Raw genomic sequence first — 20,844 nt, 5'->3', positions numbered from 1 at the left:
ATCGAACCGTGCGCCGTCAGGCCGTCGGGAGCTTGTGGTCCTTGAATTTCTCCCGCAGCTTCAGTTTCAGCATCTTGCCGGTCGCGGTGTGCGGGATCTCGTCGACGAAGGCGACGTCGTCCGGGATCTGCCATTTCGCGATGCGGCCCTCGAACCAGCCGAGCATCTCCTTCGCGTCGAGCACGACGCCCGGCTTGCGCACCACCACCAGCAGCGGCCGCTCATCCCACTTCGGGTGCGCGCAGGCGATCACCGCCGCCTCGTGCACGCCAGGGTGGCCCATCGCGACGTTCTCCAGCTCGATCGAGCTGATCCATTCGCCGCCGGACTTGATCACGTCCTTGCTGCGGTCGGTGATCTGCATGAAGCCATCAGGGTTGATCGTCGCGACATCGCCGGTCGGGAACCAGCTTTGGCCGTCGATCTCGACCAGCGGCGATTCTCTGGGGTCACCGGTCTTCTGCCCGAAGTAGTTCTCGATCACCCACGGCCCGCGCACCAGCAGGTCGCCGGAGGTGTGGCCGTCCCAGGGCAGCGGGCGGCCGTCGTTGCCGACGATCAGCATGTCGACGCCGTAGACCACGCGGCCCTGCGTCTCGAGCAACTGGCGGCGGGCTGCATCCTCGAGCCCGACATGCTTCGCCTTCAGCTTCGACAGCGTGCCCAGCGGCGACATCTCGGTCATGCCCCAGGCGTGGATCACCTCGACGCCGTGCTCCTCTTCCAGCGCCCGCATCATCGACGGCGGACAGGCCGAGCCGCCGATCACCGTGCGGCGGAAGCTGCTGAACTTCAGGCCGTTCTGCTTGACGTAGTTCAGCAGCCCGAGCCACACCGTCGGCACGCCGGCGCTGAAGGTGACCTGCTCCGTCTCGAACAGCTCGTACAGCGACTTGCCATCGAGGTGCGGCCCCGGCAGCACCAGCTTGGCGCCGACCAGCGCGCCGGCATACGGCAGGCCCCAGGCGTTGACGTGGAACATCGGCACCACCGGCAGGATCGCGTCGGCCGCCGAGCAACCCATCGAGTCGGGCAGCGCCGCCGCGAAGGCATGCAGCAGCGTCGAGCGGTGGCTGTACACGGCGCCCTTCGGGTGGCCGGTGGTGCCGGAGGTGTAGCAGATGCTCGATGCGGTGTTCTCGTCGAACTGCGGCCACGCGTAGGCGCCGTCCTCGGCCTCGACCAGCTCGTCGTAGCAGGCCAGGCGCGGGATGCTGCTCGAAGGTGGCATGTGCGCGCGGTCTGTCATCAGCACGAAGTGCTTCACCTGCGACAACTGCGGCGCGAGCTTCTCGACCAGCGGCAGGAAGTTCAGGTCGAAGCACAGCACCTTGTCCTGCGCGTCGTTGGCGATCCACGCGATCTGCTCGGGGAACAGCCGCGGGTTGATGGTGTGGCACACCAGCCCGGAGCCGGAGCTGCCGTAGTAGATCTCCAGGTGGCGGTAGCCGTTCCAGGCCAGCGTCGCGACCCGGTCGCCGGGTTCGCAACCCAGCCGCGCGAGCGCCTGGGCCAGCTTGCGCGAGCGCAACTCCAGGGCCTGCCAGGTGGTGCGGTGGATGTCGCCCTCGCAGCGCTTCGAGACGATCTCGGTGTCTGCCGCATGCCGCGCGGCGTGCACAGCCAGCGAGGAGATCAGCAAGGGCATCTGCATCATCTGGCCCGTCAGGCGTGACATGGACTTCTCCCGCGTGATACGTGCGCGTCAGCGCACAAAACGTTTTTCGGTGCGGGAAATGATAGGAAAGCCACGCTCCGGGGCGGCTGGCTGTTTACCCGTAGGGGACGACGAACCAGGTCGCTGACTTCATTGACCGGCAGTATCCGCTTGGATACATTGGTGCTCCGACTCGCCGCTCACGGTACGAGCCATCAAACGGCGTGCGAGACGAAACCCCGTTCGCCCTGAGCTTGTCGAAGGGTCGGACTGAGCCTGTCGAAGGCCCGTCAACCGATCACCTACCCATGAGCACCATCAGGAAACCCGGCAAGCTGGTTCCCTTCGACGCGGCCCGGTATCTCACCGACGATGCAGCCGTGGCCGACTACCTGACGGCCATCCTGGAGGCCGACGATACCGACCTGCTGCTGCTGGCCCTCGCCGATGTGGCACGTGCCCGCGGCATGGCGCAGGTCGCCAAGGACACGGGCCTCGGGCGGGAGAGCCTGTACAAGGCCCTGTCCCCCGGTGCGAAGCCGCGCTTCGACACCATCCTGAAGGTGACGCGCGCGCTGGGTGTGCGATTAACGGCCCAGCCGGCTTGAAAAAGAACGGGCGGTGTTCGCACGCCGCCAGGCCCACACCCCACAGCGGTGCTGTGCGCCACTCCTGCGCCGTCGCGACGCCCTGCGGGTCGCTGTCGGCCAGCTCCGGCCCCATGTCGTGCAGCAGCAGGTCGCTGTACGGGTGGATGGTCGCCCCGTTCCACCGCTTACCCACCCCGTCGGGTCGGCTCGCCCCGCTCGTTACACTTTCGGCCCTATGAGCGCCTTGCCGATCCCCACCCCGATGCCGCCGCTGCTGGGCCCGCACTGGCCGAACCGCTTCGCGTCGCTCGGTGCCGACTTCTTCACCGAGCTGCCGCCGCAGGGCCTGCCCGATCCGCACTGGGTCGCCTGGAGTGCCGACTGCGCGCAGTTGCTCGGCCTGCCCGGCGAGCCGCCCTCCGACGCGCGGCTGCTGGCGGCCCTCAGCGGCAACCTGGCCGAGGCCCCGATGCAGCCGCTGGCCAGCGTCTACAGCGGCCACCAGTTCGGCGTCTGGGCCGGGCAGCTGGGCGACGGCCGCGCGCTGTGGCTGGGCGAGCTGCAGACGCCCGCCGGGCCGATGGAGATCCAGCTGAAGGGCGCGGGCCTGACGCCCTACTCCCGCATGGGCGACGGCCGCGCGGTGCTGCGCTCGTCGATCCGCGAGTTCCTGGCCTCCGAGGCGATGCACGCGCTGGGCGTGCCGACGACGCGGGCGCTCAGCATCACCGGCTCGGCGCTGCCGGTGCGGCGCGAGGAGATCGAGACCGCCGCGGTCGTCACGCGGGTCGCGCCGTCGTTCATCCGCTTCGGCCACTTCGAGCACTTCGCCCACACCGAACCGAATGTCGACGCACTGCGCCGCCTGGTCGATTTCGTGATCGACATCGGCTACCCCGAATGCCGCGACGCGGCGCAGCCGGCCGTCGCGCTGCTCGAGGCGGTGGCGCGGCGCACTGCGCGGCTGATGGCCGACTGGCAGGCCGTCGGCTTCTGCCACGGCGTGATGAACACCGACAACATGTCGATCCTCGGGCTGACGATCGACTATGGCCCGTACGGCTTCCTCGATGCCTTCGACCCCGGCCACATCTGCAACCACTCCGACCACCAGGGCCGCTACGCCTATGCGCGCCAGCCCAACGTCGCGTTCTGGAACCTGCATGCGCTGGCCCAGGCGCTGCTGCCGCTGATCGACGACCAGGAGGCCGCGCTCGAGGCGCTGGAGCCCTACAAGACCGAGTTCGCGGCGACGCTCGATGCGCGCATGGCCGCCAAGCTGGGCCTGGCCGCGGCGCAAGACGGCGACCGCGCGCTCGCCGAGGGCCTGCTGCAGCGCATGGCGGCCGACCGCGCCGACTTCAGCATCACCTTCCGCCGGCTGGCCGGCTTCGACAGCCGCGACGGCGCCACGAACGACGCGCTGCGCGACCTCTTCATCGACCGCGAGGCCTTCGACGCATGGGCACGGAACTATGCGGCGCGGCTGCGCTCCGAAGGCAGCGTCGATGCCGAACGTGCCTTGCGGATGAACCGCGTGAACCCCAAGTACGTGCTTCGCAACCACCTGGCCGACACCGCGATCCGTGCGGCCCGGGGCGGCGATTTTTCGGAGGTGCAGCGGCTGCTGAAAGTTCTATCGGCGCCCTTCGACGAACAGCCCGAGCACGCGGCGTATGCCGACTTTCCGCCCGACTGGGCGCAACACATCGAGGTGTCCTGTTCATCATGAGTTCGACCGACCACGACCACCACCAAGCCGACGGCACGCCCTACACGGTCAGCAAGACCGATGCCGAATGGCGCGCCCAGCTGAGCCCGATGCAGTACGAGGTGGCGCGCCACGCCGCCACCGAGCGCGCCTTCACCGGCAAGTACTGGGACCACTTCAAGGCCGGGCGCTACGACTGCGTCGGATGCGGCACGCCGCTGTTCGCATCCGACACCAAGTTCGACGCCGGCTGCGGCTGGCCGAGCTACTCGGAGCCGATCAACAGCGAGGTCGTCGAGCGCGTGGTCGACCGCAGCCACGGCATGGTGCGCGTCGAGGTGCGCTGCAACAACTGCGGCTCGCACCTGGGCCACGTCTTCGAGGACGGCCCGGAGCCGACCGGCGAGCGCTTCTGCATCAACTCGGCGGCGATAGACTTCGCCCCCAAGCCTTGACTTCGCCCTCGTCCTTGCCGACTGCGCCCACCTGATGACCCTGATGCTCGATTTCCTTCCGCTGCTGCTGTTCTTCGGCACCTTCAAGTTCGCCGACACCAACAAGGATGCAGCCGCGGCCTTCGCGAGCGAGCATTTCGGCTTCCTGGTGTCGGGCGGCAGCGTCGGCCCCAACGAGGCCGCGGTGCTGCTGGCCACGCTGGTGGTGATCGCCGCCACCTTGCTGCAGGTGTTGACGCTGAAGCTGCTGCGCCGCAAGGTGCACACGATGCTGTGGGTCACGCTGGCGCTGGTGGTGGTGCTGGGCGGCGCGACGATCTGGTTCCACAACGCCACCTTCATCATGTGGAAGCCCAGCGTGCTGTACTGGGTGATGGGCCTGGCCTTCTGGTTCAGCCAGAGCGTGCTCGGCAAGAACATCCCGCAGAAGCTGATGGGCGAGCAACTGGTGCTGCCAGCGGCCGTCTGGCAGCGCCTGAATTTCGCATGGGTCGCATTCTTCGGGCTGATGGGCTTGTTGAATCTTTACGTGGCTTACAGCTTCACGCAGTCGACCTGGGCCACCTTCAAGGTGTTCGGGGCGACCGGGCTGATGCTGGTCTTCGTGCTGGGCCAGGGGTTCTATCTGAGCCGGCATCTGCCGGATGAAGACAAGCCCGTGCCGCCGGCCGAGCCGGCCAAGGAAGCGTCCGGAGAGCGAGGCTGAGCATGGCCGTCAGCTCGCACGAGATCGAGGCCGCGCTGCGCGAGGCGCTGCAGCCCGACAGCCTCGCGATCACCGACGACAGCCACCTGCATGCCGGCCATGCTGGGGCCCTCGAAGGCCGTCACTTCAGCGTGCAGGTGGTCAGCGCGCAGTTCAACGATCTGTCACGTCTGAAGCGGCACCGCCTCGTATATGATGCCCTTCGAACCTTGATTCCGCGCGGCATACACGCCCTGGCCATCGAGGCCCGCGCGCCGGGTGAAAGCTGATCCAAAGACGTGACGGTGACCTTCCCGGGTCCCACGGCAGCACCCACCCATCCCGCACGGTATCTTCTCCATTCGTCCCCCGTTCGCACCCATGCGATTCCCCGTTGAAAGGCCATAAGCCCATGAAGAAGTCGACCCTTGCCCGCCACGCTTCGCTGCTGGTGATCAGTGCTGCCCTGTTCGTGCCGGCGGCGATGGCCCAGAACGTGGCGATCGTCAACGGCAAGCCCGTGCCGAAGTCGCGCGTCGAAGCGCTGCTGGCGCAAGCCACCAAGCCCGGCCCGCAAGGCGCCCAGCCGCGCACCGCCGAGCTCGAGGCGCAGGTGCGCGACGAGGTCGTGCTGCGCGAGATGTTCATGCAGGAAGCCGAGAAGCGCGGCCTGACCGGCAGCGCCGACTACAAGCAGCAGCTTGAACTGGCCCGCCAGAGCATCCTGATCCGCGAGCTGTTCAACGACTTCCAGAAGAAGAACCCGGTGGTCGATGCCGACGTCCAGGCCGAGTACGAGAAGTTCAAGGCACAGGCCAGCGGCACCGAGTACCACGCTCGCCACATCCTGGTCGAGAAGGAAGACGACGCGAAGGCCCTGATCGCGCAGATCAAGGGCGGCGCGAAGTTCGAAGACCTCGCGAAGAAGAATTCGAAGGACCCGGGATCGGGTGAGAACGGCGGCGACCTCGACTGGGCCAACCCCGGTTCGTACGTGCCCGAGTTCTCGCAGGCGATGATCAAGCTGAAGAAGGGCGAGATGACGCAGGAGCCGGTGAAGACGCAGTTCGGCTACCACATCATCAAGCTGGAAGACACGCGCGATGCGCAGTTCCCGCCGCTCGAAGAAGTGAAGCCGCAGATCCTGCAGCGCCTGGGCCAGCAGAAGCTCGCCAAGTTCCGCGACGAGATCCGCGCGAAGGCGAAGACGGACTACAAGTTCTCGACCGCGAACTGAGATCGCCGGTTCGAATGAACGGGGCGCCTTCGGGCGCCCTTTTTCATGAGCGGAATCCTGGCATCGATCTCAGGCGACACTGACCGTCAGCTGCAACGAAATTCTGTTGCCCGACAATCGCTTACGCGCGACACTACCCACCTGTTACGGACCTGCTGCGTCGCCATGAACATCACCTCTCGCATCAAGCGCTCCGTCGCTCGGAGCAAGGGGGCCGTCTTTCGCCCCAAGGACTTCGAGTCCTTCGGCAGTGACGCCTCGGTGAAGCGTGCCTTGCGCGAACTCGTCGACACAGGCGGCCTGGTGCGGCTCGGCGTGGGCGTGTATGCCAAGGCCAAGCCGAGCGTGCTCAGTGGCAAGCCCATTCCAATCAGCCCACTCGAAGTACTGGGGCCGCAGGCGCTTCAGAAGCTGGGCGTCGAGCTTCGGGAATCACGCCAGACGCACGACTACAACACCGGTCGCAGCACCCAGGTGCCGACGGGCATCGTGGTGAATGTCGGAAGACGCCGCATCACCCGCAGAATTGGTTTCAACGGCAAGTTTCTCCAGTACGAACACGCATGAGGGCATTGCCTCCAGAGCGCCTGGAGTTGATCGATGCGCTGGTTGCGGAGGCCGACACGGGTGGCGTCACCGCGGCCCTGCTCGAAAAAGATGAGCATCTCACCGATGCGCTTCACGCCATCTTCGGATTGAAACTCGAACACGCAACCTTGGTCTTTTGTGGAGGATCGAGCCTCTCGAAGGCGCACGGTCTCATCGAACGGATGTCCGAGGATGCGGACATCAAGGTCGCGCTGGCGGACAGCACGGTCGCGTGGTCCAAGAACAAGGTGAGACGCTACCTTGGCGATGAAGTGAGAGGACGCATCGCCGAAACCATGGCGACCCTCGGGTTCACCGAAGATGCCGACAAGCGCCGTTCCTTGAACGACAACCGCTACCTGCACAGCCAGTGGGCCTACGAGCGGCGCCATGACGGCATCGCAGCGTTGCGCCCGCATCTCCAGATCGAACTGGTAGTGCGGCGACCGGTCCTTTCAACCGCCAGCGCACAGATCGATTCGCTGGCAGACCGGCTGAGTGCCCGGACCGTCGACACCCCGCCGATTGTTGTGGTGGCAGTGGCCGAGACACTCGCCGAGAAGCTGCTGTCGTTCCTGCGTCGGTTTGCGCAGCACCGTGCGGGGCAGATGTCTCAACCGTGGGACACCACGCTGGTTCGCCACATCTACGACGCGCATTGCATCGTTCTTCAGGCCCCGATGGCGGTCAAGGCCGCTTGCGAAGCCTTTGTCACGCTCACAATGAGCGACGTCGAAGAGTTCGGCTACCAGGACACCGCGTTCGCCGTCGACCCGAAAGCGGTGATGGCAGGTGCACTGCAAGCCGCTGGGAATGACAGGCAGACTCGCGACGAATACGAGCGCAATCTTCTGCCGCTGGTGTATGGCAAGAACAAGTACGGCTTCGACGAGACCTGGTCGACGTTCCAGGCCGTCGCGACCCGGCTGCTGGCGACGCTCTAGAACTGCGTGCTCACACCGCCTCGGCCACCACCAGCCGCCCCGCCTCGATGTGCAACTGCCGGTCGCAGCGCGCCGCGATGCCGCGGTCGTGCGTGACCAGTACCAGGGTCGTGCCCGATTCGCGGTTCAGTTCGAACATCAGTTCCATCACCTTCTCGCCGGTCGCGAAATCGAGGCTGCCGGTGGGCTCGTCGGCCAGCAGCACCGCCGGCTTCACGACGAAGGCGCGTGCCAGCGCAACACGCTGCTGCTCGCCGCCCGACAACACCTTCGGGTAGTGCGACAAGCGCTCGCCCAGGCCCACGCGGCGCAACATCTCGGTGGCCAGCGCCCGCGCATCGTTGCGGCCCTGCAGCTCGAGCGGCAGCATCACGTTCTCGAGCGCGTTCAGGTTGCCGAGCAGCTGGAAGCTCTGGAACACGAAGCCGAGTTGCGCGGCCCGCACCGCGGCGCGCGCATCCTCGCCGAGCGCGAAAAGATCGTGGCCGGCCAGGCGAACCGTTCCGGTGCTCGGCGTGTCCAAGCCCGCGATGATCGACAGCAAGGTGCTCTTGCCCGAGCCCGAGGCACCGACGATGGCGGCCGATTGGCGCGCGGCGAGCGCGAACTCGATCTCGTGGAGAATGGTCAGCACACCGGTCGAGTCCTGCACCTGCTTGGTGACACGCTCGACGGAAATGATGGATTCGGACATGAATGCTTCTGCAGGTAGACGGCTCACGCGACGCGCGTTGCTGGTTCACTGTACCTTGCTTGCCGCAGCCGGCGCGGTGCCGGGGGTTCAGGCCGCCGCACCGCGCCGCGTGCTGGTGCTCGGCGACAGCCTGTCGGCCGAGTACGGCCTGCAGCGCGGCGAAGGCTGGGTCGCGTTGCTCGGCGAGCGGCTCGCGCGCGACAAGATCGCCGCCAGCGTCGTCAACGCGAGCATCAGCGGCGACACCACCTCCGGCGGCCGCTCGCGCCTGCCGGCGTTGCTGAAGCAGCATCAGCCGGGCATCGTCGTGATCGAGCTCGGCGGCAACGATGCGCTGCGCGGCCTGCCGCTCGCAATGACGCGCGACAACCTGCTCGCGATGGTGCGCGCCGCCAAGCAGGCCGGCGCCAAGGTGCTGGTGGTCGGGATGCAGGTGCCGCCGAACTACGGCCGGCAGTACGGCGCCGATTTCGCCGCGCTGTTCGCGCAGGTCGCGAAGACCGAAGACACCGGCCTCGTGCCTTTCCTGCTGAAGGGCGTGGCCGACTCGCCGCAGGCCGACGCGATGTTCCAGCCCGACCGCATCCACCCGATCGCGAAGGCCCACCCGACGATGCTGGACAACGTCTGGGCGGGCCTGAAGCCGCTGCTCGGCTGAGCGCCGGAGGCGCTCAGCGCTCGCGCTCGTTGTTGTTGCGGCGCTCGGGGCGTTCCTGGCGCTCCTGCCGTTCCTGCCGCTGTTCGACGCGGGGCTGCTCCTGGCGCGGCTGCGCCGGCTGCGGCACACGCACCTCAGGGGCGCGCGGCGGCGGCTGAACCTGAGGCGCCTGGGGTGCCTGCGGCTGGGGGCGCTGCGGCGCCTGCGGCTGCTGCACTTGCGGCGGACTCGGGCGCTGCACCTGTGGCGCCGGTTGCTGCACCTGGACCTGCGGCGCCGGCTGCTGTTGCTGCGGCACCGGGCGCGGCTGCAGCTGAGGCTGGCCGCCGACCGGCGCCGGCCGCTCGCCGCGGTCACCGCGCGGGTTGCCACGCGATTCGCCGTTCTGGTTCACCGGCATCGGATGGCGGCGCTCCGGTGTGTTCACCGTCGGCACCGGCGGCTGGGTCGCGTTCGCGACCGGCGGGCGGTTGCCGCCGGGCCGCTCGCTGTTGTCCGGCACGTCGCGGCCAGGGCGCGGGCGCGGCGTGACGCCGGGCTGCTGCGGCTGCTGCGGCGCTTGCTGCGGCTGTTGCACAGCCACCGGTGCCTGCGGCTGCTGCCCCGGCGCGTTGGGCCGTTCCGGCCGCCCCCAGCCACCTTCGCCGCGGCCGTTGTTGTCTGCGCGACCGTTGTTGTCCCCGCGGCCATTGCCGTTGCCGGGACCGTTGTTGTCACCGCGGCCGGCGTTGTTGCCGGCACCGTTGTTGCCAGGCCCGTTGTTGTCTCCGCGCACGAGGCTGTCGCCACGGCCCCCGTTGTTCTCGCGACGCCCCGGCGGCGGCGGCACCGGCTGCTGCGGGTTCGGCGCGAAGCTGACGCGCCCGGTGCGCGGATCCTCGACGCGCCGCCCGCCGGCCTCGCCGCGCGCAGGCATCGGCATCGGGACCGGCGCATCGACGCGCGGCCGTTCGCGGCCCATGTCGCGCAGCACGCGGTCGTTGACGCGCGTCATCGCCGGTGCCACCGGCTGGCGGCGCTCCATCACGACGGCAGGCACCACCGTCACCGCGTGCGGCATGCCGCGGTTGACGTAGTGCGTCTGCTGCACCACCGTCCCAGGGCTGTTGATGATGTTCGTGACGTTGGTGATGTTGGTCACGTGCGTGACGTTGACGTTGCGGATGTAGCGCGGGCTGACGCGGTAGCCCGGCACGTAGACCTCACGCGGGGCAAGCGGGAACCAGCCGACCGACGGCGAGTTGCCGACCGAGATCGACAGGCTCAGGTTCGGCCCGCCCACCCAGGCCACCAGCGCCGGTGCGTACACCGGCCGCGCGATGTAGGTGCCCGGTGTCCAGCACCAGGCGCTGCGGTGCCACACCCAGCGGCCGTAGTGGAACGGCGCGAAGCCCCACGGCGCATCGTCGACCCAGGTCCAGCCCCACGGATTGACCCAGGCCCAGTGGCCCATGCGGTACGGCGCCCAGTCCGGCGCGACGTTGCGCGGGATCCAGATCGCGCCGTAGTCGGGGCTCTGCTCCCAGCGGCCGTAGCGGTCCAGGTCTTCGACGCCGGTCATCTCGGGCGACACGTAGCGCGTCGAGACGCTGCGCTCATCGCGCTGGTCGAGCGAGGTCACCCAGTCGGAGAACGGGTCGCGCACCGGATCGGTGATGCTGTACTGCGTCGGCGCCTCGGGCTTGTCGCGCCAGAACTCGGCGCGCTGGTTGGGCATCACGGTCAGTGCGGTGCGGTCGCCTTCGAACTGCGCCTGGCCGCTCACCACGGTGACCTGGCTGGTGTCGTCGATGCGGTCGAAGCGGTAGCTGCCGGTGCGGTCGGTGCGGAAGCGCCCTTCGCCGGTGGCCACGCCGAATTCATTGGCCGACTCGCGGGTGCGCAGGCGGGCCGACAGGCTGCCGCTGAGCAGTTGCAGGCTCAGGTGGTTGTCGTCGAGCTGCAGCACCTCGAGCTCGGTGTTGGCGGCAATGCGCAGCGTGGTGGAGCCGATGCGGATCTCGGCGCGGCCGTCTTTTTCAGTCGACAGGCGGTCCCCGGTGGTGACGGGGCGGTTGCGCGCCGCGGCGATCCATTCGGCGCTTTCGGGGGCATAGACCCAGACGGCGCCATCGACTTCGGAGAGCCGGCCAACGCGGCCCGGCGGGTCTTCGTCGGCGGCTCGTGCGGGCTGCGCGAACAGGGCCAGCAGCGAGATCAGCATCAAGCCGATCAAGAGTGGCACGACCCCCAGGCCCGGCCAGGGTGCAGGCCGGGCGCCCATGCGGGCGGATGTAGCGTTTCGGGTGCTGTTCGGCACGGCGAGCTCCTCACGTTGCATGGTCACGGTCTCGTGGGACCGTGCGGAACCAGTGAGGTTCCGGGACACACAACGTGTCAGAAGGCTTCACGGCTGACCGCAGAAACCTTTCTTCGCAAAAGTCCGAGAAGGCTTCGATCCCTCATCGCTCAGTCGTCGTCGTTCGGGTCCAGCTCCGGGAACAGCACGCTCGTGAAGCCGAACTTGCTGAAATCCTCGATCCGTGTGGGATAGAGCTTGCCGATCAGGTGATCGCATTCATGCTGCACGACGCGGGCGTGGAAGCCCTCGGCCTCGCGGTCGATCAGGTTGCCCTGCGGATCGAGCCCGGTGTAGCGGATGCGCGCGTAACGCGGCACGACACCGCGCAGCCCCGGCACCGACAGGCAGCCTTCCCAGCCCTCTTCCCGCTCGTCCGAGAGCGGCACGATCGTGGGATTGATCAGCACCGTCTCCGGCACCGCGGGGGCATCGGGATAGCGGGCGTTGTTCTTGAAGCCGAAGATCACCAGTTGCAGGTCGACGCCGATCTGCGGCGCCGCCAGCCCGGCGCCGTTGGCATCGTGCATCGTGTCGAACATGTCGTCGATCAGCTGCTGCAGCTCGCGGGTGCCGAGCTGCTCGCGCGGCACCGGCGGCGCAACGCGCAGCAACCGGGGGTCGCCCATCTTGAGGATCTCTCGCACGGTCATCGTTCAGCGTCCTTTGCAAAGTCATCGCATCGAGCGCGCATTGTCGTGAATCGGACGCTGCCTTGCCGGCGTGTGCTATTTTCGGGCCGCTCCCGCGACACCCTCGATGGCCCTCCTCCGCCTCCTTCGCCTTGCCCTGCTCGTCGGGTCGGTCCTGCTGACCCCGCAGCTGCGGCTCGCGCATGCGCTGTCGCACGGGTTGCCGACGCCTGCGCACGGGCAGGCCGGCAAGGAGAGGCAGACGCAAGCCGACCAGGTCTGCGACGCCTGCCTCGCCTTCGCCCAGCTCGACGCCGCGATGCCGGCACACTTCGACTGGACGACCCCTGCCGGCGCGGCCCCGCTGGCCGCGCCCCTGCCGGCCGGCGCCTGGGACGGCGCGATGCCGATCGCCAGCCGCGCCCGCGGGCCGCCGACGCTGCACGCCTGATCCGTCGCCTTCCGCAGCCGGCACGCCTTTCGGGCGCTTGCCGGCGCCAGATCATTTGCAGACCGTCTGCAGGACGCACCCCATGCACCTCCACCGCACCTGGGCCGCCGGCCTGGGCTCCTCGCTGGGCTTGGCCGCCGCGCTGGCCTGGCCCCCGAACGCGCTCGCCGACCCGGCTTCCGATGTCGAACAGCTGAAGAAAGACATCGCCGACCTGCGCCAGTCCTACGAGGCTCGCCTGCAGGCGCTGGAGCAGAAGCTGCAGCAACTGCAGCAGCCCGCGCCTGCCACGGCACCGGCAGCCGAAGCGCCACCGCCTGCCTCGGCGCCGGCCGCCGCCGCAGCCACCTCGGCCTCGGCCTTCAACCCGGCGATCTCGCTGATCCTCAACGGCACCTACGCCAACCTGTCGCAAGACCCGGCGCGCTACCGCATCCAAGGCTTCATGCCCTCGGGCGGCGAGGTCGGGCCCGGCAAGCGAAGCTTCCAGCTCGGCGAGTCCGAACTCGGCTTCGCCGCGACCATCGACCCGACCTTCAGCGGCCACCTGACCTTCTCGCTGACGGGCGACGACAGCGTCAGCGTCGAGGAGGCGGTGTTCGAGCGCCAGGGCCTGTTCGACGGTGCCACGCTGAAGGGCGGGCGCTTCCTGTCGTCGATCGGCTACCTGAACAGCCAGCATGCGCATGCCTGGGATTTCGTCGATGCACCGCTCGCCTACCAGGCCTTCTTCGGCGGCCCGCTGAAGACCGACGGGCTGCACCTGCACTGGCTCGCGCCCACCGAGCGCTTCGTCGAGCTCGGCGCCGAGATCGGCTCCGGCGCCACCTTCCCCGGCAACGACACCGGCCGCAACGGCATCGGCTCGGCCGCGCTGTTCGCGCACGTCGGCGACGACATCGGCGAAAGCGCGAGCTGGCGCGCCGGTCTGTCGTACCTGCGCCAGCGTTCGCAGGACCGGCGCTACGACGACGTCGATGCGGATGGCAACGACCACGGCGCCTCGTTCACCGGACGCAGCAAGACCTGGGTGGCCGACGCGATCTACAAATGGGCGCCCGGCGGCAACGCGACGCGCGAGAACCTGAAGCTGCAGGGAGAGTACTTCCGCCGCACCGAGGACGGCACGCTGGCCCAGGCCGCCGCAGCCGGCGGCTTCAGCAGCACGCAGAGCGGCTGGTACCTGCAGGCGGTGTATCAGTTCATGCCGCAGTGGCGGGTCGGTGCGCGCTACGACCGGCTCGATGCCGGCAGCCTCGCGATCGGCCTGGTCGACGACGGCACGCTGAGCGCCGCCGACCTGCCGGTGCTGCAGCGTGCGACGCCGACGCGCAGCACGCTGATGGTCGACTACTCGCTGTCGGAGTTCAGCCGCTTCCGGCTGCAGCTCGCGAACGACCGCAGCCGCGGCGACGCGAGCGACCGGCAGCTCTTCCTCCAATACATCATGAGCCTCGGTGCCCATGGTGCCCATTCGTTCTAGGACACCGCATGAATCCCTTTCTGAAGACCCTCGCGCTGGCGGCCCTCACCGGCCTCGCGCTGCAGGCGCACGCCGCACTGAATGTCGTCGCCTGCGAGCCCGAATGGGCCGCCCTCGCGAAGGAGCTGGGCGGCGACAAGCTCAACGTGTCGTCGGCCACCACCGCGCTGCAGGACCCGCATCACATCGAGGCCCGGCCCAGCCTGATCGCGCGCGTGCGCGGCGCCGACCTGTTGGTGTGCACCGGCATGGAGCTGGAGATCGGCTGGCTGCCGGTGCTGGTCCAGCAGTCCGGCAACGCGAAGCTCTCGCCCGGCGCGCCGGCGATGTTCGAGGCCGGCCGCTTCGTCACGCCGCTGGACGTGCCCACGCGCCTCGACCGCGGCGATGGCGACGTGCATGCGCAGGGCAATCCGCACATCCAGCAGGACCCGCGCAACATCGCGAAGGTGGCGGCCGCCCTCGGCGCGCGGCTGGCACAGCTCGACGCCGCCAACGCGGCCACCTACCAGCAGCGCCTGCAGGACTTCAACACCCGCTGGGCCGCGGCGCTGCAGCGCTGGGAGGCGCAAGCCAAGCCGCTGAAGGGCGTGGTGGTGGTCGCGCACCACAAGAACATGGGCTACCTGTGGAACTGGCTGGGCGTGCGCGAGGTCGCGACGCTGGAACCGAAGCCCGGTGTCGAGCCGAGCGCCGGTCACCTCACCGAGCTGAGCGCGCTGCTGGCGCAGCAGCCGGCGAAGATGGTGGTGCGGGCCGCGTACGAAGACCCGCGCGCGTCGAAGTGGCTGTCCGAGCACGCGAAGATCCCGGCCGTCGCGCTGCCGTTCACCGTCGGCGGCAACGACAAGGCGGGCGACCTGTTCGGGCTGTTCGACAGCAGCATCGCGCTGCTGCTGGAGGCGGCCAAATGACGGTGGCGCCGATCGATTTCGCGATCCTCGCGCCCGCCTTCGCGGCCGGCTTGCTGGTCGTCGCGACGCACGTGCCGCTGGGCGCGCAGGTGCTGCGCAAGGGCATCGTCTTCATCGACCTCGCGATCGCGCAGATCGCCGCGCTCGGCGTGATCGTCGCCGGCCTGCTCGACATCGATCCGAGCGGCTGGCAGGTGCAGGTGGCGGCGGCGCTCGCCGCGCTGGCCGGCGCGCTGCTGCTCACCTGGACCGAGAAGAAGTGGCCCGACGTGCAGGAGGCGCAGATCGGCGTGCTGTTCGTGCTGGCTGCCACCGCCGGCATCCTGCTGCTGGCGAAGAACCCGCACGGCGGCGAGCACCTGCGCGACCTGCTGGCCGGGCAGATCCTGTGGGTCAGCTATGCGCAGCTGGCGATCCCGCTGGTGATCACGCTCGCGATCCTCGGGCTGTGGTTCGGGGCGCGCGCGCTGGTCGAGCGCGCCGGCTTCTACCTGCTGTTCGCGCTGGCGGTCACGGTGTCGGTGCAGCTGGTCGGCGTGTACCTGGTGTTCGCGACGCTGATCGTGCCGAGCCTGGGCACGCGCCAGCACCGCGCATCGCGGCGGCTGGCGCTGGCGTATGGCATCGGGGTGGCGGGCTATGCGATCGGGCTCGCGTTGTCATCGGCGTTCGACCTGCCGGCGGGGGCGTTGATCGTGTGGTGCCTGGCGCTGCTGTCGATGGCGATGCACGCCGTGGCGCCGTCACGCTAGCAGGGCACGCAGCGCCGCTTCGTCGATCACCTCGACGCCCAGCTCGCGCGCCTTGTCGAGCTTGCTGCCGGCCTCTTCGCCGGCGACGACGTAGTGCGTCTTCTTCGAGACCGAGCTGCTGACCTTGCCGCCAGCCGCCTCGATCGCGTCCTTCGCCTCGTCGCGCGACCAGGTCGGCAGCGTGCCGGTCAACACCAGCGTCTTGCCCAGCAACGGGCGCGGGCGGTCGTCGGCCTCGCCTGCGCTTTCCTTGGGTTGCACGCCGGCCGCCAACAGCTGCTCGACGACCTCGCGGTTGTGCGGCTGGGCAAAAAAAGTGTGGACGCTCGCCGCGACGATGGGACCGACGTCCGGCACCTCCAGCAACTGCTCGACGCTGGCCTTCATCAGCTTGTCCAGCGTGCCGAAGTGGCGCGCCAGGTCCTTGGCCGTCGTCTCGCCGATCTGGCGGATGCCCAGAGAGAACAGGAAGCGCGCGAGGGTCGGCGCCTTGCTCTTCTCCAGCGCGTCGACGATGTTCTGCGCGCTCTTCTCGGCCATGCGGTCCAGGGCCGCCAGCTTGGCCACGCCGAGTTTGTACAGACCCGGCAAGCTCTGCACGATGCCGGCATCGACAAGCTGCTCGACCAGCTTGTCCCCCAGGCCCTCGATGTCCATCGCGCGACGGCCGGCGAAGTGCAGCATCGCCTGCTTGCGCTGGGCCGGGCAGAAGACCCCGCCGGTGCAGCGGTACTCGATGCCACCCTTCTCGCGGGTCGCCTCGCTCTTGCAGATCGGGCAGGCACGCGGCATGCGGAAGTTCGGCACATAGCCCGCGCGCGCGCCCGGCACGCGGCCGACGACCTCGGGAATCACGTCGCCGGCGCGGCGAATGATGACCTTGTCGCCCACGCGCACGCCCTTGCGGCGCATCTCGAAGATGTTGTGCAGCGTCGCGTTGCTGACCGTCGTGCCGCCGACGAAGACCGGGTCCAGCCGCGCCACCGGCGTCAGCTTGCCGGTGCGGCCCACCTGCACGTCGATGCTCAGCAACGTCGTCACCTGCTCCTGGGCCGGGTACTTGTGCGCCACGGCCCAGCGCGGTTCGCGGGTCTTGAAGCCGAGCGTCTGCTGCAGCTCGCGCGAGTTCACCTTGTAGACGACGCCGTCGATGTCGAACGGCAGGCCGTCGCGCGCCTCGGCCACGCGCTGGTGGAAGGCGACGAGGCCGGCCGTGCCGGACGCCACCGTGCGCATCTCGTTGACCGGCAAACCGAACGCCGCCAGCGCATCCAGCAGGCCCGACTGCGTCGCCGGCAGCGCCCAGCCCTGCACGTCGCCCAGGCCGTAGGCATAGAAGCTCAGCGGCTTGTCGCGCGCCTGACGTGAGTCGAGCTGGCGGATGGTGCCGGCCGCCGTGTTTCGCGGGTTCACGAAGGTCTTCTCGCCCTTGCTGCGCAGGCGCTCGTTCAGCGCCTCGAAGGCATCGCGGCGCATGTAGACCTCGCCACGTACCTCCAGCACCGGCGGCGCGTCGCCCTTCAGGCGCCGCGGAATCTCGCCGATGGTGCGCACGTTGTGCGTGACGTCCTCGCCGGTCTCGCCGTCGCCACGCGTGGCCGCCTGCACCAGCTTGCCGTTCTCGTAGCGCAGGTTGATCGCGAGGCCGTCGAACTTGAGTTCGGCGTTGTAGTCGACGGGCGGATCGCCCTCCTTCAGCCCCAGCTCGCGGCGCACGCGGGCATCGAAGGCGATCGCGCCTCCCTCGGTCGTGTCCGTTTCCGTCGTGATGGACAGCATCGGCACGACGTGGTGCACCGGGATCAGGTCGGGCAGCACGGCACCGATGACGCGCTGCGTCGGCGAGTCCGGCGTCAGCAACGCGGGGTGCGCGGCCTCGATGGCCTGCAGCTCCTGGAAGAGCTTGTCGTACTCGGCGTCCGGCAGTGCGGGCGCGTCGAGCACGTAGTAGAGGTGGGCGTGGTGGTTCAGCTGCGCGCGCAGCGCGGCGGCGCGCTCGGCGAGCTGCGTTTCTTCAGGGGTCGGGGAGGAAGTCGGTGCCATGCCGCCAGTTTAGAGGCGGCCATGCCCTTCCCGCGACCGTCCCGTTCGCGTCAGGCCGGCCCGAAGGTCGCGGTGACGTTGTGCAGCATGTAGTTGCGGATCTCGCAGGTGTCGCGGGTGCCGGAGCCGCTGCACGCACCGCCCCAGCCGCGGAACACCTGGCCGGCCTTCGGCGCGGCGCTCAGCAGCACCGTCTTGTACTTCGTGTAGATCGCATTGCAGCTGGTGCCACCCGGCACGCAGTTCATCGACCCTGCCGTGCCGCGCACCGAGTTGACGACCGAACCCTGGCCGCTCACCGAGACCCGGATCGGGCGGCTCGTGTAGTAGGCATCCAGCTCCGCATCGACCCAGGTCTGCACCCACGGGTCGGTGGCCAGGCTCTCGGCGACTTCGGTGATCGGCTCGGCGCCGGAGGAAACCTCTACCGTCGGTGCCGCCGCGACGTCCCCGGCAGGTTCCACGACCGGTTCCGTGGACTGCCCCACCGCCACGGCCTCATCGGTCGCTCCGGACGCGTCGCCCTGATCGCCACCACCACCGCCGCCGCATGCGGTCAGCAGCACAGCCAGCACGCAGGCGCCGGCGCTCTTGCTCAAACTCTTCATTCCCTGCTCCAACCACGTTCGGCCTGGCACCATCGCCAGGTCCGCGTGACCTGATCTGTTTCGGCCCCCGCGCCACTTCATTGAGCGGTCTGTCGGGCCTGTTCGCGATCAAATGAGCCTTTCGAGAATTGCTCCCGAAAGGCGAAAAAATGCAAGAAGCCCGGCCGTGCATCGCACCGCCGGGCCTCGTCGGATGGACCCGATCAGCGCGTCGTGAAGGTGTCGAGCACCGCGCCGTCCTGGCCGATGGTCTTCACGCTGACCTTGCCGCCGTCCACGTCGATGCGCATGTAGTGGTACGCCGCCGTGGCCTTCGCGTTCAGCGGGCCGAGGTTGTTGAAGCCGGCCAGCGCCGAGCCGCCGCCGCCGGTCACGGTGTAGACCGCGCCCTTGGCATCGTCACGCACGCCGTTCGGGCTCGCGGCATCGGCATACACCGGCACCGAGCGCTCGTAGACATGGCTGTGGCCCGAGATCACCATCTTCACCTTCGGGTGCTTGCTGAAATCCTTGATCAGCGTCGGCCACGAGGCGTTCGGCGCATGGCCGTCCGAGTACGAGATCAGCGGCGCATGCATCAGCACGATGGTGTTCTGGATCGCGCTGTTGGCCGAGGCTTGCGCCAGGTCGTAGCGCAGCCAGTCGAGCTGGTGCTTGTAGTAGTACGCGTCGTAGTTGCCTTCGTTGGCGGCCGTGCAGTTGCTCGAGCACTCCATCACGTCGTAGTAGTCCGAATTCAGGCGCAGCACCACGAAGTGCGTGCCCTTGTAGTCGAACGAGTAGTACATGTAGTCCGGATAGACGCCGCTGCGGGTCTTCGCGCAGGCCAGTTGGTAGAACTGCTCGTCGGTGTGGTGCTGGACGCTCGAGGTGGTCCAGTCCTTGAAGTACGCCTTGTTCTGCGTGTGGTTCGGGATGCCGACCTTCTTCGGGTCGAACACGTCGCAGAAGCCGTTGCCGAACTTGTCCGGGTACCAACCGTCGCCGAAGTTGTCGTCATGGTTGCCGACCACAGGGAAGTAGTAGGTCTGCAGGCCGGCCGCCGGCGTCTTGTTCTGCAGCGGCGCGATGATTTCCTTGAAGCTGCCCTTCGAGGCGTCGCTCGGGCAATCGCCGCGCTGCACCCAGTTGGTGGACTTGTCGTAGCCGGTGACCATGTCGCCGAGGTTGAACACGAAGGCGGCCGGTTCGTTGACCATGCGGTTCACCAGGCCGATGTGCACGGTGTTGCCGCCGCAGCCGTTGCCCGAGCGGCTGTCGCCGTAGGCCAGGAAGCTGAAGGCACCGCCGGTCGCCGGGGGCGTGGTGGGCGGTGTGGTCGGGGGCGTCGTGGTCGCCGAGGCCGTCGTGAAGTTCCAGCTGGTCGTGCCGGCCAGCATGTTGCCCGCGGTGTCCTTGATGCCGCTCGTGCCGGCGGTCAGCGCCACCGGGTACTGCACGGCCGTCGCGAGCGCCGCGGTCGGCGTGAAGGTCGCGGTGCTTCCGGTGCAAGCCACCGTGCCCGACACTGAACCGACCTTGAAGGTCTGGCCCGAGACCGTCGAGCAGTCCAGCGTCTTGCTGAAGGTCACCTTGACCGGTGCGGTCACCGCGACACCGGTGGCACCGGCGCCGGGCGTGGCGCTCGCCACCGTCGGCGCGGTCGTGTCGGCGACGACGAAGGCCGCGCTCACGTCGCGCGCCTGGCTCATCGTGATGCTGCAGGTGCTGGCGCTGCCGCTGCAGTCGCCGCCCCAGGCGCTCAGCCTGAAGCCGGCCGCCGGCGTCGCGGTCAGCGTGACGGCCGCGTTCGGCGTCACGTCTTCGCTGCAGTCGGCGCCGCAGTTGATGCCGCCGGCGCCCGAGGCCACCGTGCCGGAGCCACTGGTGCTGACGTTCAGGCGATAGGTCGTGGGGCTCGTCGGCGGGGTCGTCGTGCCGGCCGGGCCGAACTTGGCCGTGACGGCGCGCGACTGGCTGTTGTTCAGCGTGCAGGTGTTGGCCGTGCCGGAGCAGGCGCCGCCCCAGCCGAGGAACACCATGCCGGTGTTGGGCAGCGCGCCCAGCAGCACCGAGGTGTACTTGGTGTACTTCACCGAGCAGGCCGTGCCGCCGTTGCCGCAGTTCATCGGCCCGAGCACGCCGCTCACCATGTTGCCCACCATGCCGGGGCCGGTCACCGTGACCGAGACCGGACGGGCCGTGTACCAGGCGCTGTCGCCGACCGCCTGCGCACCTTCGGTCACGCCCGCGGCTGCCAGTTCGGGATCGACTTCGGACCCAGCGACTGCCGTGTTGCCGCTGCTGCTTCCGCCGCCGCAAGCCGCCAGCATCATCGCCAGCGACATCGCACCGAACACCTTGTTCACCCTGTTCATTGAATAGCTCCAGACAAGCCCGGTCCAGGCCGGATCGAATGGATCGC

The 20,844-nt window shown here is 68.6% G+C and carries 20 protein-coding genes and 1 pseudogene; 13 read left to right on the top strand and 8 right to left on the bottom strand.

Translation table 11 applies throughout. The features are described 5' to 3' along the window. Nucleotides 1-16: 16 nt before the first annotated feature. Nucleotides 17-1,678: a 3-(methylthio)propionyl-CoA ligase gene (locus BUE42_RS09870; RefSeq protein ID WP_304442374.1), complete on the bottom strand. Its 1,662-nt coding sequence runs from the start codon at nucleotides 1,676-1,678 to the stop codon at nucleotides 17-19. Nucleotides 1,679-1,965: 287 nt separating this feature from the next. Here BUE42_RS09870 and BUE42_RS09865 point away from each other — a divergent pair, with 287 nt between their 5' ends. Beyond that, on the top strand, nucleotides 1,966-2,265 hold the full coding sequence (locus tag BUE42_RS09865; protein WP_073464784.1) for an addiction module antidote protein: 300 nt from the start codon (nucleotides 1,966-1,968) through the stop codon (nucleotides 2,263-2,265). An 82-nt stretch (nucleotides 2,266-2,347) separates the two neighbouring features. On the opposite strand, the pseudogene BUE42_RS33705 reads toward BUE42_RS09865, so the two are convergent. Continuing rightward, nucleotides 2,348-2,440: pseudogene (locus BUE42_RS33705) on the bottom strand (di-heme oxidoredictase family protein); the annotation flags it as partial. A 42-nt stretch (nucleotides 2,441-2,482) separates the two neighbouring features. On the opposite strand from BUE42_RS33705, the gene BUE42_RS09855 reads away from it, so the two are divergent. The 7 genes from BUE42_RS09855 (at nucleotide 2,483) to BUE42_RS09825 (ending at nucleotide 7,867) form a co-directional block, all read left to right on the top strand. Next, nucleotides 2,483-3,979, top strand: coding sequence for a protein adenylyltransferase SelO (locus tag BUE42_RS09855; protein ID WP_073464782.1), 1,497 nt, complete (start codon nucleotides 2,483-2,485; stop codon nucleotides 3,977-3,979). Then, nucleotides 3,976-4,413 (top strand): peptide-methionine (R)-S-oxide reductase MsrB, encoded by a 438-nt coding sequence (gene msrB / locus BUE42_RS09850; protein WP_073464780.1) that lies wholly within the window; start codon nucleotides 3,976-3,978, stop codon nucleotides 4,411-4,413. The genes BUE42_RS09855 and msrB overlap by 4 nt, the downstream gene beginning before the upstream one ends. 34 nt (nucleotides 4,414-4,447) lie before the next feature. Continuing rightward, the gene (locus BUE42_RS09845) at nucleotides 4,448-5,119 is read left to right on the top strand and encodes a septation protein A (protein ID WP_073464778.1); all 672 of its coding nucleotides are present in this window, start codon (nucleotides 4,448-4,450) and stop codon (nucleotides 5,117-5,119) included. Nucleotides 5,120-5,121: 2 nt separating this feature from the next. After that, the gene (locus BUE42_RS09840; protein WP_073464776.1) at nucleotides 5,122-5,388 is read left to right on the top strand and encodes a BolA family protein; all 267 of its coding nucleotides are present in this window, start codon (nucleotides 5,122-5,124) and stop codon (nucleotides 5,386-5,388) included. A 122-nt stretch (nucleotides 5,389-5,510) separates the two neighbouring features. Then, the gene (locus tag BUE42_RS09835; RefSeq protein WP_073464773.1) at nucleotides 5,511-6,335 is read left to right on the top strand and encodes a peptidylprolyl isomerase; all 825 of its coding nucleotides are present in this window, start codon (nucleotides 5,511-5,513) and stop codon (nucleotides 6,333-6,335) included. Between the two features lie 165 nt (nucleotides 6,336-6,500). Beyond that, a complete protein-coding gene (locus BUE42_RS09830) occupies nucleotides 6,501-6,902 on the top strand; it encodes a DUF6088 family protein (protein WP_073464771.1) in 402 nt (133 codons plus the stop codon). Next, nucleotides 6,899-7,867, top strand: a complete 969-nt coding sequence (locus BUE42_RS09825; protein WP_073464768.1) for a nucleotidyl transferase AbiEii/AbiGii toxin family protein — start codon at nucleotides 6,899-6,901, stop codon at nucleotides 7,865-7,867. Before BUE42_RS09830 ends, BUE42_RS09825 begins: the two co-directional genes overlap by 4 nt. Nucleotides 7,868-7,877: 10 nt before the next feature. On the opposite strand, the gene BUE42_RS09820 is transcribed toward BUE42_RS09825, so the two are convergent. Then, a complete protein-coding gene (locus BUE42_RS09820; RefSeq protein ID WP_073464765.1) occupies nucleotides 7,878-8,561 on the bottom strand; it encodes an ABC transporter ATP-binding protein in 684 nt (227 codons plus the stop codon). Between BUE42_RS09820 and BUE42_RS09815 the strand changes: the two genes are divergently transcribed. Beyond that, complete coding sequence (locus tag BUE42_RS09815; RefSeq protein ID WP_073464763.1) at nucleotides 8,548-9,219, top strand: arylesterase; 672 nt, start codon at nucleotides 8,548-8,550, stop codon at nucleotides 9,217-9,219. The genes BUE42_RS09820 and BUE42_RS09815 overlap by 14 nt on opposite strands. 13 nt (nucleotides 9,220-9,232) lie before the next feature. Here BUE42_RS09815 and BUE42_RS32970 read toward each other — a convergent pair whose 3' ends face one another. Both BUE42_RS32970 and def read right to left on the bottom strand, forming a co-directional pair. Beyond that, nucleotides 9,233-11,443 carry a DUF6600 domain-containing protein gene (locus tag BUE42_RS32970; RefSeq protein ID WP_159445393.1) on the bottom strand — a complete coding sequence of 737 codons (2,211 nt, stop codon included), beginning with the start codon at nucleotides 11,441-11,443 and terminating at the stop codon, nucleotides 9,233-9,235. A 224-nt stretch (nucleotides 11,444-11,667) separates the two neighbouring features. Next, nucleotides 11,668-12,210 carry a peptide deformylase gene (def, locus tag BUE42_RS09805; protein WP_073464759.1) on the bottom strand — a complete coding sequence of 181 codons (543 nt, stop codon included), beginning with the start codon at nucleotides 12,208-12,210 and terminating at the stop codon, nucleotides 11,668-11,670. A gap of 106 nt (nucleotides 12,211-12,316) precedes the next feature. Between def and BUE42_RS09800 the strand changes: the two genes are divergently transcribed. The 4 genes from BUE42_RS09800 (at nucleotide 12,317) to BUE42_RS09785 (ending at nucleotide 15,789) form a co-directional block, all read left to right on the top strand. Then, entirely contained in the window at nucleotides 12,317-12,640 is a 324-nt protein-coding gene (locus BUE42_RS09800; RefSeq protein ID WP_073464757.1) for a hypothetical protein, read from the top strand. Between the two features lie 82 nt (nucleotides 12,641-12,722). Then, nucleotides 12,723-14,123, top strand: a complete 1,401-nt coding sequence (locus tag BUE42_RS09795) for a hypothetical protein (protein ID WP_073464755.1) — start codon at nucleotides 12,723-12,725, stop codon at nucleotides 14,121-14,123. A gap of 8 nt (nucleotides 14,124-14,131) precedes the next feature. Next, nucleotides 14,132-15,037 carry a metal ABC transporter substrate-binding protein gene (locus BUE42_RS09790; protein WP_073464753.1) on the top strand — a complete coding sequence of 302 codons (906 nt, stop codon included), beginning with the start codon at nucleotides 14,132-14,134 and terminating at the stop codon, nucleotides 15,035-15,037. After that, nucleotides 15,034-15,789 (top strand): metal ABC transporter permease, encoded by a 756-nt coding sequence (locus BUE42_RS09785; protein ID WP_073464751.1) that lies wholly within the window; start codon nucleotides 15,034-15,036, stop codon nucleotides 15,787-15,789. Before BUE42_RS09790 ends, BUE42_RS09785 begins: the two co-directional genes overlap by 4 nt. Here the strand turns inward: BUE42_RS09785 and ligA are convergent. The 3 genes from ligA to BUE42_RS09770 form a co-directional block, all read right to left on the bottom strand. Beyond that, a complete protein-coding gene (ligA, locus tag BUE42_RS09780) occupies nucleotides 15,781-17,832 on the bottom strand; it encodes an NAD-dependent DNA ligase LigA (protein WP_073464749.1) in 2,052 nt (683 codons plus the stop codon). The genes BUE42_RS09785 and ligA overlap by 9 nt on opposite strands. Before the next feature lie 50 nt (nucleotides 17,833-17,882). Then, nucleotides 17,883-18,440, bottom strand: a complete 558-nt coding sequence (locus tag BUE42_RS09775) for a hypothetical protein (RefSeq protein ID WP_073464747.1) — start codon at nucleotides 18,438-18,440, stop codon at nucleotides 17,883-17,885. A 203-nt stretch (nucleotides 18,441-18,643) separates the two neighbouring features. Continuing rightward, nucleotides 18,644-20,797 (bottom strand): Ig-like domain-containing protein, encoded by a 2,154-nt coding sequence (locus BUE42_RS09770; protein ID WP_073464745.1) that lies wholly within the window; start codon nucleotides 20,795-20,797, stop codon nucleotides 18,644-18,646. Nucleotides 20,798-20,844: the final 47 nt, after the last annotated feature.

Origin of the sequence: Rhizobacter sp. OV335 (genome assembly GCF_900142965.1) — a bacterium.
Lineage (GTDB): Bacteria > Pseudomonadota > Gammaproteobacteria > Burkholderiales > Burkholderiaceae_C > Rhizobacter.
Note: the sequence above shows the minus strand (reverse complement) of the source record. Positions and strands in the feature narration are given on the sequence as shown.

Bases quoted from the DNA above. Each gene is read 5' to 3' on its own strand.
- BUE42_RS09870 (WP_304442374.1), bottom strand. From the start codon at position 1,678: ATGTCACGCCTGACGGGCCAGATGATGCAGATGCCCTTGCTGATCTCC.
- BUE42_RS09865 (WP_073464784.1), top strand. From the start codon at position 1,966: ATGAGCACCATCAGGAAACCCGGCAAGCTGGTTCCCTTCGACGCGGCC.
- BUE42_RS09855 (WP_073464782.1), top strand. From the start codon at position 2,483: ATGAGCGCCTTGCCGATCCCCACCCCGATGCCGCCGCTGCTGGGCCCG.
- msrB (WP_073464780.1), top strand. From the start codon at position 3,976: ATGAGTTCGACCGACCACGACCACCACCAAGCCGACGGCACGCCCTAC.
- BUE42_RS09845 (WP_073464778.1), top strand. From the start codon at position 4,448: ATGACCCTGATGCTCGATTTCCTTCCGCTGCTGCTGTTCTTCGGCACC.
- BUE42_RS09840 (WP_073464776.1), top strand. From the start codon at position 5,122: ATGGCCGTCAGCTCGCACGAGATCGAGGCCGCGCTGCGCGAGGCGCTG.
- BUE42_RS09835 (WP_073464773.1), top strand. From the start codon at position 5,511: ATGAAGAAGTCGACCCTTGCCCGCCACGCTTCGCTGCTGGTGATCAGT.
- BUE42_RS09830 (WP_073464771.1), top strand. From the start codon at position 6,501: ATGAACATCACCTCTCGCATCAAGCGCTCCGTCGCTCGGAGCAAGGGG.
- BUE42_RS09825 (WP_073464768.1), top strand. From the start codon at position 6,899: ATGAGGGCATTGCCTCCAGAGCGCCTGGAGTTGATCGATGCGCTGGTT.
- BUE42_RS09815 (WP_073464763.1), top strand. From the start codon at position 8,548: ATGGATTCGGACATGAATGCTTCTGCAGGTAGACGGCTCACGCGACGC.
- BUE42_RS09820 (WP_073464765.1), bottom strand. From the start codon at position 8,561: ATGTCCGAATCCATCATTTCCGTCGAGCGTGTCACCAAGCAGGTGCAG.
- def (WP_073464759.1), bottom strand. From the start codon at position 12,210: ATGACCGTGCGAGAGATCCTCAAGATGGGCGACCCCCGGTTGCTGCGC.
- BUE42_RS09800 (WP_073464757.1), top strand. From the start codon at position 12,317: ATGGCCCTCCTCCGCCTCCTTCGCCTTGCCCTGCTCGTCGGGTCGGTC.
- BUE42_RS09795 (WP_073464755.1), top strand. From the start codon at position 12,723: ATGCACCTCCACCGCACCTGGGCCGCCGGCCTGGGCTCCTCGCTGGGC.
- BUE42_RS09790 (WP_073464753.1), top strand. From the start codon at position 14,132: ATGAATCCCTTTCTGAAGACCCTCGCGCTGGCGGCCCTCACCGGCCTC.
- BUE42_RS09785 (WP_073464751.1), top strand. From the start codon at position 15,034: ATGACGGTGGCGCCGATCGATTTCGCGATCCTCGCGCCCGCCTTCGCG.
- ligA (WP_073464749.1), bottom strand. From the start codon at position 17,832: ATGGCACCGACTTCCTCCCCGACCCCTGAAGAAACGCAGCTCGCCGAG.
- BUE42_RS09775 (WP_073464747.1), bottom strand. From the start codon at position 18,440: ATGAAGAGTTTGAGCAAGAGCGCCGGCGCCTGCGTGCTGGCTGTGCTG.
- BUE42_RS09770 (WP_073464745.1), bottom strand. From the start codon at position 20,797: ATGAACAGGGTGAACAAGGTGTTCGGTGCGATGTCGCTGGCGATGATG.